The organism is Myxococcus llanfairpwllgwyngyllgogerychwyrndrobwllllantysiliogogogochensis (assembly GCF_006636215.1).
Classification (GTDB): domain Bacteria; phylum Myxococcota; class Myxococcia; order Myxococcales; family Myxococcaceae; genus Myxococcus; species Myxococcus llanfairpwllgwyngyllgogerychwyrndrobwllllantysiliogogogochensis.
This window is the reverse complement of sequence record NZ_VIFM01000017.1, coordinates 23,478-39,415: the sequence shown is the minus strand read 5'-3', so window position 1 is coordinate 39,415 and position 15,938 is coordinate 23,478. Positions and strand designations below refer to the sequence as shown.

10 protein-coding genes are annotated in these 15,938 nt (G+C 68.5%); 4 read left to right on the top strand and 6 right to left on the bottom strand.

Features of this window, described 5'->3' with window-relative positions; translation table 11 throughout:
* Positions 1-30: 30 nt before the first annotated feature.
* Both FJV41_RS52095 and FJV41_RS06445 read right to left on the bottom strand, forming a co-directional pair.
* Positions 31-1,290: a PKD domain-containing protein gene (locus FJV41_RS52095; RefSeq protein WP_181790442.1), complete on the bottom strand. Its 1,260-nt coding sequence runs from the start codon at positions 1,288-1,290 to the stop codon at positions 31-33.
* 18 nt (positions 1,291-1,308) lie between these two features.
* The gene (locus FJV41_RS06445) at positions 1,309-2,157 is read right to left on the bottom strand and encodes a hypothetical protein (RefSeq protein WP_246137037.1); all 849 of its coding nucleotides are present in this window, start codon (positions 2,155-2,157) and stop codon (positions 1,309-1,311) included.
* Positions 2,158-2,263: 106 nt separating this feature from the next.
* On the opposite strand from FJV41_RS06445, the gene FJV41_RS06440 reads away from it, so the two are divergent.
* The 4 genes from FJV41_RS06440 to FJV41_RS06425 all read left to right on the top strand — a co-directional run bounded on the left by FJV41_RS06440 (position 2,264) and on the right by FJV41_RS06425 (position 6,766).
* Positions 2,264-3,334 (top strand): hypothetical protein, encoded by a 1,071-nt coding sequence (locus tag FJV41_RS06440; RefSeq protein WP_246137036.1) that lies wholly within the window; start codon positions 2,264-2,266, stop codon positions 3,332-3,334.
* A gap of 82 nt (positions 3,335-3,416) precedes the next feature.
* On the top strand, positions 3,417-3,776 hold the full coding sequence (locus FJV41_RS06435; protein ID WP_141641527.1) for a hypothetical protein: 360 nt from the start codon (positions 3,417-3,419) through the stop codon (positions 3,774-3,776).
* Positions 3,777-3,911: 135 nt separating this feature from the next.
* A complete protein-coding gene (locus tag FJV41_RS06430) occupies positions 3,912-4,925 on the top strand; it encodes a glycoside hydrolase family 16 protein (protein WP_174489485.1) in 1,014 nt (337 codons plus the stop codon).
* A gap of 227 nt (positions 4,926-5,152) precedes the next feature.
* Complete coding sequence (locus tag FJV41_RS06425; protein ID WP_141641525.1) at positions 5,153-6,766, top strand: cell division protein FtsK; 1,614 nt, start codon at positions 5,153-5,155, stop codon at positions 6,764-6,766.
* Between the two features lie 46 nt (positions 6,767-6,812).
* Here FJV41_RS06425 and FJV41_RS06420 read toward each other — a convergent pair whose 3' ends face one another.
* The 4 genes from FJV41_RS06420 to FJV41_RS06405 all read right to left on the bottom strand — a co-directional run bounded on the left by FJV41_RS06420 (position 6,813) and on the right by FJV41_RS06405 (position 15,840).
* Positions 6,813-8,054: a hypothetical protein gene (locus FJV41_RS06420; RefSeq protein ID WP_141641524.1), complete on the bottom strand. Its 1,242-nt coding sequence runs from the start codon at positions 8,052-8,054 to the stop codon at positions 6,813-6,815.
* A gap of 96 nt (positions 8,055-8,150) precedes the next feature.
* A complete protein-coding gene (locus FJV41_RS06415) occupies positions 8,151-11,621 on the bottom strand; it encodes a TolB-like translocation protein (protein ID WP_141641523.1) in 3,471 nt (1,156 codons plus the stop codon).
* On the bottom strand, positions 11,615-12,154 hold the full coding sequence (locus tag FJV41_RS06410) for a DUF1318 domain-containing protein (RefSeq protein ID WP_141641522.1): 540 nt from the start codon (positions 12,152-12,154) through the stop codon (positions 11,615-11,617). Before FJV41_RS06410 ends, FJV41_RS06415 begins: the two co-directional genes overlap by 7 nt.
* Positions 12,151-15,840 (bottom strand): translocation/assembly module TamB domain-containing protein, encoded by a 3,690-nt coding sequence (locus FJV41_RS06405; RefSeq protein ID WP_141641521.1) that lies wholly within the window; start codon positions 15,838-15,840, stop codon positions 12,151-12,153. The genes FJV41_RS06410 and FJV41_RS06405 overlap by 4 nt, the downstream gene beginning before the upstream one ends.
* Positions 15,841-15,938: the final 98 nt, after the last annotated feature.

Genomic DNA, 15,938 nt, shown 5'->3' with positions numbered 1-15,938 from the left:
ACGCCTACGGGACAACGCGTATGCTGTCCGCTACTTGAGGGGAAGCCGCGCCTCGACGGAGGGCGCCATGGGCGCGGCCTCTCGTTTGAAGGAGGCCCACGACAAGGAGACCGCCTTACCGGCTTCGTCGCGTCCGTGGAGGACATCGACGACCCGTTTCACGGTCACCGCCAGCTCGGATGGGCGCACCGTGACGAAGCCCCGGAGGCCGCCACGGCCCGTCTCCGCCTCCACCGTGATGACCTCTCGCCACGGGAGCGTGTAGGCATCCACCTGGTCGTTCCAGTGAATCATCGAGCGCTCCACACGCTCCCAGGTGACGACGCCTGGCTCCGGGACTTCGACGGACACCTCGCTCCGCCACTCCTCCGCGTCCGCACGAGCGCGTGACAACGCGAGCGTCGCCGGCAGCGGCTCATCGGAAGGCGGCTGCCCGCGCACACTCACGAAGGCGGTGGCGCTCAGCGCGGCCCCTTCGCCCCGCCCGGCCAGGAGCCTCACCGTGAAGGTCCGGACGTCCAGCGCACGGGTGTCATAGGCATGAGTGACTTCGGGCCCCGACGTGAACGCGGTGCTGCCGTCACCGAAGTCCCAGGCATGACCGGACAGCGACTCGGACCCCGCTGAGACAGCACGGAAGAGGAAGGCCCCATTGGCGCGCTGGATGATGTCGACCCGCAGCCGGCCCTCCTCTCGCGCGGCGCCGTCGTCGTCACAGTCACGGACCTCGATTCGGAGCAGTTCCTCGGCCAGGACGCCCACACGCCGTCCGCCCAGGTCCTTGCACACCTGGAAGCGCACGAAATAGGTGCCCGGCTCAGCGGGCGCACGCCACTGGAGTCGAGCCCCTGGATGCAGCTCCGCCGCCGCATCCCTTCCCGGCCACACCCAGCGGGAGAGGGCACCTGACTCCGGCGCGCCCCCCACCCTGCCCGCCAGGGAGACCTGCCCGCCCGCACAAGCCCAGGGCCGGTCCATCTCCAGGCGCTCGATGAAGGTGCTGGAGGCGAGCACCACCCGCTCCTCGTTCAGCGCCGCCGACAGGGCCTCTCCGGAGACATTGGCGGGAATGGGCGCCGAAGCCGCACGCGCTTCGCGGACCTCGGGAGCCCGAGGTGCCACCACCGGCGCGCTCGGAACCTCCGGCACCGCCGACTCCGGGCGCCGGACCTCCTCCACCCCACCGTCACGCGCGGGGAGCACCACCGCCAGGGCAAGCAACAGCACGGCGAAGCCCGTGACGACGGCCACGCGCGTCCGAGAGCGGACTCGAGGAGGTTCGAGCGACATGCGTCGACTTCCCGGTGGCTAGAAGCCGAAGTCGTTGAGGTGCCGGAAGTACCCCTTCGAGTTCGGCCGGTACCACTGGTCATCCCAGCCCTTGAAGTCGACGTCGTCGAGCAACCGCTCCGTCTTTCCGTTCAACACCACGGAGTTGATGAGCGGAACCCCTGTCGACCCCACGTTGCGGGACACCAGCGGCGCGGACGCCGTGTCCAGGTACTGGGCCACGTGACGACTGCAGTAATCCTGGGCGAAGCAGCCGCTGTCACAAGTGGCGAGGTTGTTGTACGTCGCGTGTTTGTCCTCGGCGACGTACAGCACGGGCCAGCCCCGGTAGGCATTGCGCGCGTCGCGCGTGTCGTATTCGAGCTGCTCGTACGAATACCAGGCGGACGACTCACACACGCTCTTGCGGTGCGCCGACAGATAGACCCAGTCGAGATACCAGCGGCCCCCGGAGTAATGGACCTCGAAGATCTGGAACTCGGGGTCGCCGTCGTGGCCGGTGGTGACGCCCGTGTCCTCGAAGAAGGTGTCCAGATAGAAGATGCGCAGCGTCCGCGTCGCGAAGCCCTCGCTCTTCACCGCGAAGTAGGGACGGCGCTCGGAGCCACTCTCTCCCGTGTCGAACCAGAACAGCGGCATGAACCAGCGCGCGACCTGCTGCTCACAGTCGTCATTCAGGCCATCCCGGTCCGCGTCCGTCCCCGTCCCCCAGCAGTTGTCGCCGTAGGGAATGACGGACAACCCATCCGCGCGCGCCCCCGTGGACGCGAAGGCGAGCAACAGGCCCAACGACACGGCGACGCAGCGCGCCGCACGAGCACCCGGGCGGCCTGCCCCACGTCGTTCTCGCGAAGGACTTCGAAGCATTCTCTGCCCACCTGGAAAGATATGAAAGACTCACTTCATACCCTTCCAGGAGGCGGTGCAACACATGGTTCTCACCCCAGGGATTTCTCGTCGTGTCTTCTCATGGATGAATCGGGTCCTGCTGCTCGGAGGCGTCCTCGCGGGCTGTGGCGGCCCTCTGGAGTCCGACGGCGCGCTGGAGGCCCAGGCCCAGGCATTGGCCTATCCCAGCGGCGCCAGCAGGACGGTGGTGTCGCGGCGCGTCGTCTACAAGAACGCCTCGGGTGCCTATCAGGCGGCGGCCGGCTTCGAGCACTTCCGAGCGGCGGGCGCCTCCGACGGCACGCTCCACGACATCCGCATCGCGGAGGCGGATGCACCTGGCGTGCGAGAAGCGCTCGTCGTCATGTCGGCGGGCCAGAAGATTTCGAGCAGCGGCCACTCCAGTGGCGTCACGGGGCAGTCGTCGAACTGGGACGCGTCCTGCGACAGCGTCTCCTGCCCCAACGTGAGTCTGGACGGCCGCTCACTGGCGATGAAGCTGGACACCCTGGGATGGTTTCCTCGAGGGAAGACCTGGCTGGCCCTGGTCAATGACAGCAACTTCAACCACCTGGACGACAGCGACACGAAGCAGCGCATCGTCAACGGCTTCGTGGGCTGGCTGCAGGCCCAGGTCCGTCCGGAGACGCGCTCCATCTACCTGGCGGGCAGCTCGCGGGGCGGATGTCTGGTGATGCGCCTGGCCCAGGCGCTTCGCGCGAACACGGCGCTCGACGGCATCAACATCTATGTGTCGTCGTTCGACGGAGTGTGTCGCAACAGCCAGGATGAACTGGGGACCTTCGACAGCAAGATCAACAACCCCGTGCGGCCCTGGGGCACCTTCTATGGAGCGTGGGCCACGAACCTGACCGCCCAGTTCCCTCGTCGCGACCGGCTCCACATCTTCCATGTGGTGGGAGGCCAGGAGGTCGCCCCCGCCACGGGCATCCGCGCCTTCTCCGGGTACGCCAGCGCCACGCCGCCGTCAACGGGAACGAACCTCGACTGGGGTTGGTACAAGCAGACCTGGGTGAAGTGGAAGCACAAGGAGATTGGCAACCCATACACCGAGCCTGGTGCATCCGAGCAAGCACAAGTCGTATCGGAGACCATCGACGCGCACCTGACGTGGCTCGACGCACGCATCCCCTGAGTCGCCGCCCCGCACCACCATGGACACGAGCCTCTTCAAATGGCACCCTGCCAAAAGCACACTCACATCCAAGAGGCTCATCATGAAGGCAGCTTCTCTGTCATCACTCATCGCCACAGGCCTGCTCGCGACCTTGTTTACGGGCGAAGCGATGGCAACGCAGACCACGGCGACAGTCCATAGCATTCAAGTCGATGCCAATGGGAATTTCAGCCTGGTGCTCACGGGGCCACTCACCCTCTGCTCCAATGGAAACCAGGGCAATCAGCGCGGAGCCGTGGTGGTCGGCGTCCGTGGCGTGACGGCGGACGGCGCCAAGGCGATGTACTCGGCGGTCTTGGCGGCCTTCATGGCCGGCAAGCACGTGACTGTCCACACGGATGAGACCGTCACCACCACGGGCTGGGGTTGTACCGTGTATGCGCTGGACATCTCGCCGTAGCCCGGGATGACAGCAATGTCGACTCCCACTCGGGGGAACTCCCCCCATGTCGTTCTGGGCCTCGCGCTCTTCGTCGTCTTTCTTTCGCCGATGCGTGCCCACGCCACCCCCCAATGGGTGCCCCTCCCGGGGGAGGTGCCCGTCTTCATCCAGGTGGATGCACCTGACCCGAACGGTACGTGTCAGGCCGGCTGCGCGGCGGGGAAGACCTGCGTCTCCGGTGCGTGCATGAGCTGCGGCGGGTACGGTGAGCCGTGCTGTGCTGGCTCATGCCTGGCGGGCGCCACCTGCCTTGGCGGCTGCTGCGGCCGGCATACCTTCTACGACGACTTCTCCCAGGGGCTCGACACTGGGAAGTGGATCGTCCTGAATTCCGAACCGAACACGGATTCCTATTGGCGTGGCGTAAATACCACCGTGGATTCCGGGATGTTGAAGCTCACCGCCAAGGTCGACCCCACGGGGTTCAATGGCTATTCGTCCGGGAGCATCGCGACCCATCAGTGGTTTGGCTATGGGCGTTACCGGATCACCGCGAAGGTGACGGCCCAGCCGGGCCTCGTGCCGGCATTCTGGTTCTCGGGCCACAACTGCAGCGAGATTGACGTGTTCGAAGGCGGTGGCCTCTGTGGATACAACCCCGCGAAGATGTTCTTCGGCCACTACCCGCAAACACAGCCCGAGCCCGGCGAGACGACTTGCAAGCCGGCTCGCCAGGTGGATTACGAGCACACGGCCGCGGTCCCCTATGCACTGAGCTTCCGCGTCTATGAACTCGACTGGAGCCCGAATCGCATCCTCATCAGCATTGATGGTGTGCCGATGTACTCGGCGACGGCCAACATCCCGCCGCCACCGATGCAGTTGCTCCTGAACCTCAATGTCGAGGCAGGCGGCTTGGGCTGGCCCGAGAATCAGGTGGGCACCGGGACCCAGTTCCCGTCGACCTTCCTCATCGACAAGGTGGAAGGATGGACACCGGCGCTGACGTGTCCCGTCGTCAGCAATGCAGGAGCGTGGTCGGCGGAATCCGAGCCGTCGAGAACCTGGCCGCTTTGTTGTCATCCAGGGACAGACGGCTGCCCCGAGCTGCCAGGGGAACTTCAGAGCAAGGCGGCCTGTGTCACAAGGCCTCGTGACACTCGCTGAGCACGTGCACCGGTAGGGCCTGTCGCCCGAGCACCGGGTCCCCCCGCTCCAACAAGACCCCATGGATGGTCCCGTTGGAGCGGGGGTGGCAACAGGGCGGGCAGCGAGTCCCAGGAGTCCGCCCGGCACCAGATGCACGGGTAACCATCGAGGCGTAAGGTGCAGGGCCCGGAGCAAGGCCCAGGTGTTCCGAGTGGCGTCGGGCTCGAAGTCCTGAGGGAGGCGTCATGCGCCGTTCTCCAATCGAGGTGACTTTGCTGGGCCTGATGACCTGGAGCCTCCTCTCCATCAGCGTGGGATGCTCCGCCCTCGCGGCCACCGAGGAGGACGGCGCCCTGGACGACTCCAGCATCGCCATCGCGGGCGGCACCATCCTCTTCGTGGGCAACAGCTTCACCCACGGGCACGAGGAGCCGGCCTATTCGTACAACAAGGCCGCGGTCACCGACACGAACGGCTCCGGCGTGGGAGGAATCCCTGGCATCTTCAAGAAGCTGACCGTGCAGGCGGGCCTCTCGTTCAATGTCAGCGTTGAAACGGCCAGTGGCCAGACGCTCGGCTGGCATGCCTCCAACAGGGCCGCCATCATCGGCCAGCCGACCTGGACCACCGTCATCTTGCAGGAGCAGAGCACGACGCCACTGCCCACCGCGCGAGGCGGCGCCCCCACGGCCTTCACGGACGCCGCGCGCACCCTGCGCGCACTGGTGCTCTCCAAGAACCCGGCCGCGAACCTGTTCCTGTACGAGACCTGGGCCTCACCCACGGGCGTGGGCACGCAGGGCTACCCGAGCGGCACCTCGGGGCTGCAGGCGATGCAGACAGACCTGCGAGATTCGTACTTCAAGGCCTCCCGGGACCTGGGCTTCACGGGCGTCGCCCGCGTGGGGGAAGGCTTCCTGCGCGCGGTGGACCAGGGGCTGGCCGACCCGAACCCCGCGGATGGCATCTCCCCGGGCATGTTCAATCTGTGGAGCGCGCAGGACAATCGTCACTCGAGCAAGTACGGCAGCTACCTGTCCGCGGCGGTGCTGTTCGCCAGGGTGACGCAGGACGACCCCCGAAGTCTGGCCACGGGCGCGGGCAGCGCGGCGGACGAGCTGGGCATCAGCGCCACCGACGCGGGCAACCTCCACCGCATCGCCCATGAAATCACGACCCAGGCCGAGCCTCCCGTCGGAGGAGGCCCCACGCGCCTTCCCGCTACCCGCGCCACCTTCACGGGCGCGGTGACGGCGGGCACTCCGGCCGTCCTCACCGGTGTGGCGCAGTTGGCGTCGCTCACCACGGCGGAGGGCACCTTCACCCAGCTCGTGGGTGCGACGGCCCAGGGAATCACCGGCGGAAACACGCCGAGCGCCGTGGGCACCGCGCCCGCCAACGCCAACGTGGCCGCCTCCGGACTGGGCATCCACGACGGCGCGAACAACGTGGGCACGGGCCACTTCCAGTTCGGCACCGCGTTCACCGCGAAGACGCGCTTCTTCATCGTCGACAGCACGACGACTTCCACCACCCTGGGCGACAGCGTCACCGTCACGCTGGTCAACGCGTCCAACCAGCCCGTGGGCGGCTACTCACTGGCGCTGCTCGCGAGCGACTTCACCCCTTCCGCCGCGGGCACCACGTCCACCGCCCTGGCGACTGTCTCGTACACGAGCGGCGTGGGCAGCATCACCGGCACCCCGCCCGGCACGGTGCAGTCCAAGCTGGGAGCGGTGTCGTTCTCCCTGACGGACCTGGGCGTGAGTGACGTCACGAGCGTCAGCGCCGCCACGGGCCTGCGGCTCTCCAGCGCCACGCTGGACCCGAACATCGTCGGGCTCTACTCCGTGCCTTGAGCAATGAAAGCTCCCGGCGTTCCTCCAACCCGCCGTCACCTCCGCCTCAAGAGCCCCACACGAGGTGGAAGAGTGCCTGGCGAGGAGCCCGCGTGGAGTCGAGCGCGGCTTCCAGTGGAAGGAGCGCCTCCTCGGCGAAGGGGTCCTCCTGGTGGATGAACCCCAGGTCCAGGTCCTCCAGCTCCAACAGCGTCTCCACGGCCTCGGCGAGAGCATCAGGTGAGTCGAACGCGCGGACCTCGTGCTCATCGGCTGGAACCAGCGTGTCGATGAGGAAGCGGCGATAGCTCACCAGCGTGTCCTGGACGCGTTTGTCGAGAGGGACGCGCGAGAGACACTGTTCGAGCCAGGGGAGATGGCTGCGCAGGCTGCCGATAAGCACCTGGTCATGTTCCCCTGTCCGCCGACGCGCCTCGGCCCAGAGAAACCAACGGCCGAAGTCGAGCTGCGCGGCGGGGAGCCGAGGAGAACGGAGGGGCTCCAGGTTGCGCTGGACACGCCCCGCCGTCGTCAGCCTGACAAGAGGGCCATCCATCGTGACGAGTCCAGCGGAGCGCAGACGCGCGAGCAGCGCGGCCAGGGAACCCGCCTCTGTGAAGAACCCGTCGTAGGACTCCTGGAGCCGGCCGCAGTCAGGCTGCTCGTGGACCGCGTCGAGTGCGAGCTCCACCTCCGCGTCCTCCACCCAGGGGCCGCGACGACCTTCCGCGTGAGGACAGCCACGCACTTCGACTCCTTCCGGAACGGCGAGGGTGTTTCGTCGGGCGGGGAGGTGCTCCTGTCCCACGGACACGTGGCGCACGGAGGGATGGGGAAAGGCGTCGAACGGAGGACGTGCCCCCAGCAGGTGAAGCTCCTGGAGATGGGGCGTCGCGGCGATGAGTGCATCCCGCACCGTGTCGCTGACCTGCACACCGGGGCCGCTGGGGATGAAGGTGAGCTGAACCAGCCAGGGCCGTGGACGGCTCGCCAGTCGCGCCAGCGCCTGTTCATCACCGCGCACCGTGTAGCGCCGCACGAAGGTCCCCAGCGGACTGTCGAGCAGACCCGGAGGATGGAAGCGGTCATCGCGAAGCGCGTGGATGAAGCCATGCTGGACGAGGTTTCCCGCGCGGACCGCGAGCGGCTCGCCCAGCCATTCCGCGAGCAGCGCCTGTCGTCGGTGCCGCCAGCCCCGGTCCTCGGGCGTGGGGTTCAGGTCCAGGGCCATCAGCTCGCCGCGGGGGTCTCCGCGTTGCTGGAGGAGGTCGGCATGGACGGCCAGGGTCTCCAGGCGCCAGGACGTCACGAGTGACTGCTCGAGCTCGCTCCATTCACTGTCGGATGGCGGTGCCGGAGAGGTGCCATGACGAGTCATGCCTTCAGTCTCGCATGGGGACGTCGATTACGGCTGGGCGGGCACCACCTGTGCGTCGCGGACCTCCGCGGGCGGGTGGGCGTTGAGCGCCATGTAGATTTCGAACCACGCCAGATACGCGCGCCAGGACGGGTCGCGCTGGTCGATGAGGGAGCGCCGCGCCTTGCCCAGGCGCTCGGGCACATCGAAGGGCATCCGTGTGCTCCCATTCGCCTGCAACTGCGCCGCGAACCAGAGCACGTCCAGTTGTCCCGCATCGACGGGTGCATGGGTGCGAGCCACCAGCGCATCCGCGTGCTCCAGCGCCTTGCCCAACCACCGGGCCGCCAGCGCCGGGTCCTGGCGGTCCACGGCATTCTCGGCCAGCCGCATCTCCGCCAGCGTCACCGCGCGGACGTCCTCGTCCCGGTCCAACTGGTCGAACTGCTCCAGGAACAGTTCTCGCCGCTGTTCGAGCGAACGGGCGGCGGCATCCAGTCGCCCGAGCCGGGTCTCCGCGTTCGCACGCAGGCCCGCGACGATGATGCGATAGGTGCGCAGCACGTGCTCCGGCGTGGAGCGTGCCCACTTCAGCGAGGCCCTCACCTCCGGAGCTGACAGGTCGCGCTCCACCTGGTCCAGGTCCGCCAACGTCCGCTCGGGCTGTCCCATCCCCAGCGACGAGGCGCAGCGGGCCAGCCTCACCACCAGCCGGTTGCGCAGCCCCTCCTCGTCACGAGGGCTCGCTTCAACGATGGGCAGCTCTCGGTCATAGAGCGCCAACGCACGCTCGAACTTGCCAGCAGCGAGGTTGTAGAGCGCCGCGCGGTCCACCGCGAGCGGGGTGAACCGGGCCAGCCTCGGGGTGGCATCCACCATGGCCAGGGCCTGGTCCGCCGCCTTCGCGGCCTCCTCGTCACGCCCGACATGCAGGAGCACTCGCGCCCGCGCCAGGGAGACGGCCAGCCCCGCCCAGTTGTCCACGTAGGGCAGCTTGTCCCGCTGGTCGAGGTAGCCCAGGGCGATGTGGTAGTTGCCCACCTGGGTGTGCAGCATCCCCAACGCCCCGAGAATCATCGCCTTGTAGCGGACGTTGTTGCGCATCAGGTCCAGGGCGACCATGTAGTGCCGGTTGGCGCGCTCGGCGGCGGCGGGGGCGCGGCTGCGCAGGAAGTCCTCGTGGTGAATGGCTCCCAGGAGGGCCTGCACCGCGCGCTGGTTCTTGAGCTCCGGCCACGCCATGCGCAGCTCCTGCACGGCCGCCTTCACCGCCAGGGAGTGGGCCTTGTCATCCAGCTTGGGGAGCTGGCGCGCCATGACGTAGGCCTTCACGAAGTGCGTGAGCGGCCTGGCCATGCTTGGGGACGTGGTGGTGACCTCCTTCTCCACGACCTCGGGGCTGACGTCGGCGCGCAGGCGCAAGCTCACCGATTCGACAGCGCTCTCCAGAAAGCCCGTCCGCTTCGTCACGAGGTCGAAGTCGGCGCGGGCCTCGTCCTTTCGCTGCCTCGCCAACCGGCGATAGGCGCGGCCCATCAGCGCGCGGCGGAACAGCCGCTCGGCCCGGCGACGCTCCTCGGTGCCGGGAGGGGCGTCGTCGACGTACACCGTCGCCAGGGCCTCCAGCACGCCGTCCGCGCCGAGCCCCGACGCACGCTCGACCGCATCCTGCACCACCGCGCGTCGGCGCAAGGGGTCCTGCTGCTGGCGATAGAACGCCATCAACGCATCCCGCACGGGGCGAGGAGGCCGCTCGTCGTGCACCGCGTTGACGTGTCGCCCCAGCTCCAGGGCGAACGCGTAGGCGGAGCCAGCCGGGGCGGAGGCCAGGGCCTGGGCCATGGCGGCATCCGCCTCCGCATAGGGGCGCCCCCGGTACAGGGCGCTGACGGCGGCGCGCGCGAAGTCCAGCTGGTCATCCGCCGGGAAGACCTTGTGCATGGAGAGCCGGCGTCCCGCTTCGACCAGGGCCTCCCGGTCATCGAGCTTGCGGTACAGCGCGTCCGCCTGGGCGTACCAGGCCTCCAGCACCCCGCGGGGCGTGGTGTCGACAATCCGCGCCTGGGCCGACTCCAGCTCCTGACGGGCCAGCGAGAAGTCCCCCGCGGACTCCGCCAGCTCACTGCGCACGACGTGCTGGAGGACCTCGGTGGGCGGACTGGGCGCGACGGCTGGCGCCAGCGCGGCCATGCGTTTGCGTTCCGCGTCGCTCAGCTCCTCCACCATGCGACCGCGCTCGCGCTCCTTCAGCGCGCGCCGATGGTCGATGAGGATTCGCAGCGGCTCCTCCAGGCCCGTGGTGGCGGGGTCACTCACCCGCCGCATCTGGTCGGCGTAGAACTCCGCCGCGCCAAAGTCCTCGGAGTCCAGATGGAGCCGGCTCAAGCGCATCATCAACAAACGGCGCACCTTGGGCCGGGCCTCGAGCAACAGGCGGTGGCGGTAGAGCAGGAGCTGGTCGGCGCGCCTGCCGACCATCTTCAGCTCCTCGTTGAGCTGAGGCACATCCCATGTGCTGGGGACCTGCCCATCCAGTGGCAGTTGATACACATCCAGCGACTGCGCGCGTGAACAGGTCGCGATGAGGGACGCGGACGCGGGCGCGGGGTACTGGCAGTTCCAGGACGCGCTGGTGAGCTGGGTCGGACTGGCGGCGGCGGCCAGCGCGGGCGCGTCATCGCGCTCCACCTCGAACGGCACCCGGAACAGCACCCCGGTGTCGCTGGCATCAATCATCCCATCCCCGGTGGAGTCGGTGAAGAACTGCACCACGTACAGGAAGCGCCCATCGCGCGAGAACACCGGCTGCCCGGTCTGTCCCGGCAGGTCCAGGTCCATCGCGATGGGAGTCGCGCCTGGGACGTCCAACCGCAGCGCCTCCAGGTGGGTGGCGGCGCGCGCGGCGAAGCCAGGGCCCACCTGCGTCACGGAGCGCTCGACGGGGACATACACCAGCCAGCGCCCATCGGGCGTGAGCGTGGGGCTGGTCAGGTTGCGCTCGAGCAGCGTCTTCACGCTCCACTCGCGCCCCAGCTCCACCCGCGACAACCGCAGGTCTCCCTGGATGGTGGCGCGGCTCACCAGCGCGATGTGTGACGAATCAATCCACTCCGCCTGCAGCGCGTTGGCCTCTTCGTCGAGGCAGCGGCGCTCCTCCGTGCCGGGCAAATCCCGCACACACAACTGGCCGCCGGCCTGATTCCGGAACGAGATGTAGAGCAGCTGTTTCCCGTCGGGGCTGACGCGCGGCCACGTCACCTCGGCGCCTTCGTCGAAGAGGCGGCGCTCGCGGCCCTTCTCCAGGTCTTGCGTGTAGAGCTCGGTCGCGATGTTGCGGTTGGACGCGAAGATCAACGTGTTCTCATCGGGCCCCAACTGCCCGAGGAACTGGTCACCCACGCCCACGGTGAGCCGCGTCGGCATGCGCACACCGCCGTCGTTCTCGTCATCCTGCGCGCTCGCGCCGCTCGCGACGAGCAGGGCCAGCACCAGCAAGCACCGCCCCTGGGGCGTCAGCACTTCTTCTCTCCCCAGGTACCGTCAGCGGCCTCCACCCAGCCACCACAGACCACGCCCTCCGCGTGCATCTGATGCCAGCTCTGGCGCAGCGCCTCTTCTGTCACCGCCGGGCGCACGGTCCGCATCCACTTCCAGAGCTGGAGCCGAGACCGGTTCACCCGCTCCATCAGCGCGACGTCGTCGGACGTCAGACGCCCCGCCTGACAGCGACGACGGGTGTCCACGAGGAGCCCGTCCTTCCCCTCCCCCACGCAGTGGCGCCGCAGCAACTCGTCGACGCGGTCCGCCTGCGTCCTGCCCAGGTTCTCCACCAGGGGCGTGGGCTGGATGCCCAGCTCCTCCAGTTGGTTGGGCGTGAGCGGCACCGGCGTCGGACTCATGCCCGCGCGCGCGAGCCGCTGCTCCACGTCCTTGAACGAGCCCGAGGCCTGCTCCTCGAGCGCCGTCGCGCGGTCCACCATGACGATTTCCGGGGCGCTGATGCACCCGGGAGCGGCCAGCGCGGCCACCAGCAGCAACCCGCGGTGTTTCATGGCGTGGCCTCCAGGGAGGGAACGGATTTGATGAGCTGATCGACGATGGGCCCCATCGGAATGCCCCGGATGTCGTTGATGCTGAGCAGCTTGGCCAGACCGCCCATGGTGATGCTCAGGCTGCCAAAGCCGTGGTTGAAGCTCACGCGCACGTGCTCCGGATAGCCCAGGCTCAAGGCATAGCGGACCCGGTTGGTGGCGGGGTCCACGTGGCGAGGGTCCTCCAGGTCGAGCAGGTCGAGCAGGTGCCGGTTGCCGATGCGCAGGATTTCCGCGCGGCCGTTGATGCTGCGGTCCTTGGCGGAGATGACCATGGCGGCATTTCCGTCGAAGGGCTCGCCGTGCGAGGACTTCACGCCAGTGGCCCGCACGCGCGCCTCCAGCGTCGACTGCGCTCCCTGCCAGTCCAGGAGCCACTGTCCGGTGATGCGCCCGCCGCGCACGCCCATCTCCAATTGGGTCATGGAGACCACGTGCTGGTTGATGGCCAGGTTGCCCGCCAGCGGTGAGATGGAGACCTGCGGCGTGGTGATGCTGGCCACCGACACGAACCCGCTGCGCGAGAGCAAGGGGTGCTGGTCGGCGAACCGCAGCATCGGGTACGGGTTCACGTCGATGTCGTCCAGGAGCCGCACCTGGCCCTCGGTGAACTGGAAGTTCTCCGTGAGCGGGACGTTGCCATCGAGCGCCTCGACGGCGATTCCCTGCTCGGGCAATCGGACATTCACGTTCTGGAACAGCAGGCTGGAGAAGGTCCGGAAGGCCACGAGGTCGGGAGACGCCACCCGGAACTCGACCGCGACCTTGCCGCTGCTCTCCAGGCGACCGGGCTGAGCGAGCTTGGACAGGTCCTGCGACAGTTGTCCCCGCAGCGCCAGGCGTCGGCGCTCCTCGCTGAGGTCCAGCCTGCCTCTCACCTTGAGCTCGGTGCTCGTCCCACCATTGGACAGGAACAGGTCGGGGACATGGATGACGCCCGAGGCCTTGCGGCGCGCGGTGAACGACAACGTCAGGTCCTGCACCGGATAGGGCAGCGCCGGCTTCTGCTCGAGCGTGCGCGCCTTCAGGTTCTGCTTCACCTCGATTTCGTCCGCCTCCCACTGGTCGGAGAAGGTGAAGGTGGCGTCGTGGGACAGGTCCGCGAAGGTGAACCGACGGTCCCGCAGGCCGACCGTGAGCTTCTCCGCGGTCAGGTCGCCGTGGACGCTCCGGCGAGGTCCATCGATGCGCGACTCGACGACCCAGCGCGCCGCGGGAAGGTTGATGGAGAGGGCATCCTCTCGCCAGCGGATGCCGAGCGCGTCCACCACGGCCTTCCCCTCGAAGCCCACGCCCCGCAGCGGAGGAGGCATCAGCCGCACCTCTCCCTCGGAGGTGATGTCCTTGAAGACGCCGAACAGGGTGCCGTGCACGTCGAGCTTCAGCGCGAACTTCGAGGCATCCACCGCCGCGGGCACATGGAACCGGGCCAGGAGCTTTGACAGGGGACCCAGGGGCGGAAGGTCCGCCGTCACATCGCCGCGAAGCGCACGGGCCTTCCGGTCGAAGGACAGTGCGACATCCGCCCCGCCCTTGAGCCCTTCCTTGCTGGTGACGACCAACCGGAGCGCCGGCTTCCGGCGGTCCAGGTCCAGGGTCATGAACTGGTGCCGGGTCCCCACCTCGAGCTCACCGGCGCGCAGCCCTTCGACCCGCGCGTCCAGTTCGCCCTTGTGTCGCCACGCATCTCCCCGCGAGTTGAGCACGAGGGCGATGTTGCTGGCCGTCACGTCGTCCCAGACCGGCCGCTGCACGCGCAGCTCCGTCCGGTGGTCCAGGCGAGGCGAGGGAGAAAAGAGCGCCGTCACCGTGCCCTTGGACGTCAGGTCCACGCCCAGGTCCTTCCACCCCAGACGCGCGGCGATGTCGTTGGGGATGAAGGGCCGCGCGATGACGAGGTCCGGCGTCTTGAGGGCCAGGGTGTACGCCACATCGTCCGTTCCCTTGGTGGCATCCAGGGACGCATGCACCGCACCGACATCGAGCGTCACGCGGGCACGGGCCCGGCTGCGCCCCGGCTCGTCGGGCAGCGGGAACACCTCCGACGCGTCCAGCTTCAGGTGCACGGGGCCGTTCAGCACCTCGCGGCCATCCGCCATGACGACCTGGAGCGCGCCCACGGGCAGGTCCGCGCTCAACGCGAAGGGCGGCTCTTTGGCCAACGGGGCTCGGAGCTGGAAGCCCATCCGTTCGGCCTTCGCGTGGACACCCGAGGCACGGACGTCCAGCGCATCCACCGTGGCGGACAGCGTCGCGTCCCCCGCGACCATGAGCGGAGACGAGGGCTCCGGCCGCAGTTGGTGTCCCTTCAGCTCGCCCTGGGCCTTCGGGACTCGCAACGTGGTGGGCCCGTCGACCGCCAGCCCCCGCAGCGCGAAGGTCAGTTGAGCGGACAGCCCCTGCTTCGAATCGGGCGTCGCGACCAGGGAGACGCGTCCATCTCCGAGCGCCACGTGAAGCGCGTCCTGGGCCATCCGGAGCGAGGTGACGTCGACGTCGAGCCCGAGCTTGCCCTGGGTGCCCAGGGTCGGCATCGCGCCCAGCGTGACGTCCCGCGCATCCAGGTGTGCCTTGCCGCGTTCGAGGGTGGCGGGTCGCCACTCGGCGGGAATCGCCTGCGACAACCGTCCGAGGTCCACATCCGCCAGGGCCCGCGTCACGACCACGGGCAGGTCCGCCGCATCCGGCAGCACCGCCAGGACTTCCACCTGCGCGCTGTCGGTCAGTCGGGTGCGCTCCAACTCGATGATGCTGTGCCGCTTCTCGGCATCGAACCGCGCCGACACCGCGCCATGCAGCAGGGTGCGAACGGTGAACCGTGAATCGAAGGTCTGCCGCGTGACATCCAGGTCCACCTGGGCGCGAGCGGCCTCGGCCCCTGCCTCCACCGACAGGGCCAGCTCCAGCGCGGCCACACCCGTGGGAGCGGCGGGGCCTTCACGGCTCAACTCCAGGGGCAGCGGAGCACCGGCCTCGCCCAGCTTCGCGAAGACCTTCCATCTTCCGTCCTGCTCATTCAGGTCGAGCACGGCCGCGAGCCCGCGCAAGGACCAACGGTCCACGACCTCGCCGCTCCTGACGCGGACATAGGTCACGGACACGCCCGACACCTCGACCTTCGCGACGGGAGGCGCCGAAGCCAGGAAGGAAGCGAGCTGTTGGGAGGTTCCGAGGGGTGCTTCAGTGGGCAGGGGCTCCGGGGTTGCCTCGGGCTGCGTCAGGAGCGTGAGGGACGTGGGTCCCGCGTCGTCAGCCACCAGGACGACGGCCACGTCCCGCAGGGCCACCCGCTCCACCAGGGTCTTCCCACCGAGGAGCGAGCCCGGCGACCACCGCGCCTCCAGCGTGCCGACGCGCAGCAGCTCGGGCGCCAGGCCTTGAAACGGCGCCGGCGTCCGCACCACCAATCCTTCGAGTCGCAGCCCCGACAGGATGGCGACGTGGGCCGTCTGGTAGTCCAGTTGCAACCCCGTGGCCGCTTCCACCCTGGGGAGGAGGCGCTGCTTCACCCAGGGGCGGTCGAGGTTGTGCAGCACCACCCACGCCGTGAGCAGCGCGAGCGCGGGGAGCACGATGAGCAGCAGGAGCGCGCCCGCGACGATTCGAGCCCACCGCCGACGAGGCCTTTCAGCTCTGGGGGATTCCATGGTGCTCGATGAGGGCGAGCGGCCATCATCTCGGGGAGCCTGGGCGAAGTCGAGCACCCGTTACGGGCAGGCGAGCGGGCACGGGGAGGCAGGGAGGG

What these genes read in the sequence shown, in the direction of transcription:
- FJV41_RS52095 (WP_181790442.1), bottom strand. Translation starts at nt 1,290, where the DNA reads ATGTCGCTCGAACCTCCTCGAGTCCGCTCTCGGACGCGCGTGGCCGTC.
- FJV41_RS06445 (WP_246137037.1), bottom strand. Translation starts at nt 2,157, where the DNA reads ATGCTTCGAAGTCCTTCGCGAGAACGACGTGGGGCAGGCCGCCCGGGT.
- FJV41_RS06440 (WP_246137036.1), top strand. Translation starts at nt 2,264, where the DNA reads ATGAATCGGGTCCTGCTGCTCGGAGGCGTCCTCGCGGGCTGTGGCGGC.
- FJV41_RS06435 (WP_141641527.1), top strand. Translation starts at nt 3,417, where the DNA reads ATGAAGGCAGCTTCTCTGTCATCACTCATCGCCACAGGCCTGCTCGCG.
- FJV41_RS06425 (WP_141641525.1), top strand. Translation starts at nt 5,153, where the DNA reads ATGCGCCGTTCTCCAATCGAGGTGACTTTGCTGGGCCTGATGACCTGG.
- FJV41_RS06410 (WP_141641522.1), bottom strand. Translation starts at nt 12,154, where the DNA reads ATGAAACACCGCGGGTTGCTGCTGGTGGCCGCGCTGGCCGCTCCCGGG.
- FJV41_RS06405 (WP_141641521.1), bottom strand. Translation starts at nt 15,840, where the DNA reads ATGGAATCCCCCAGAGCTGAAAGGCCTCGTCGGCGGTGGGCTCGAATC.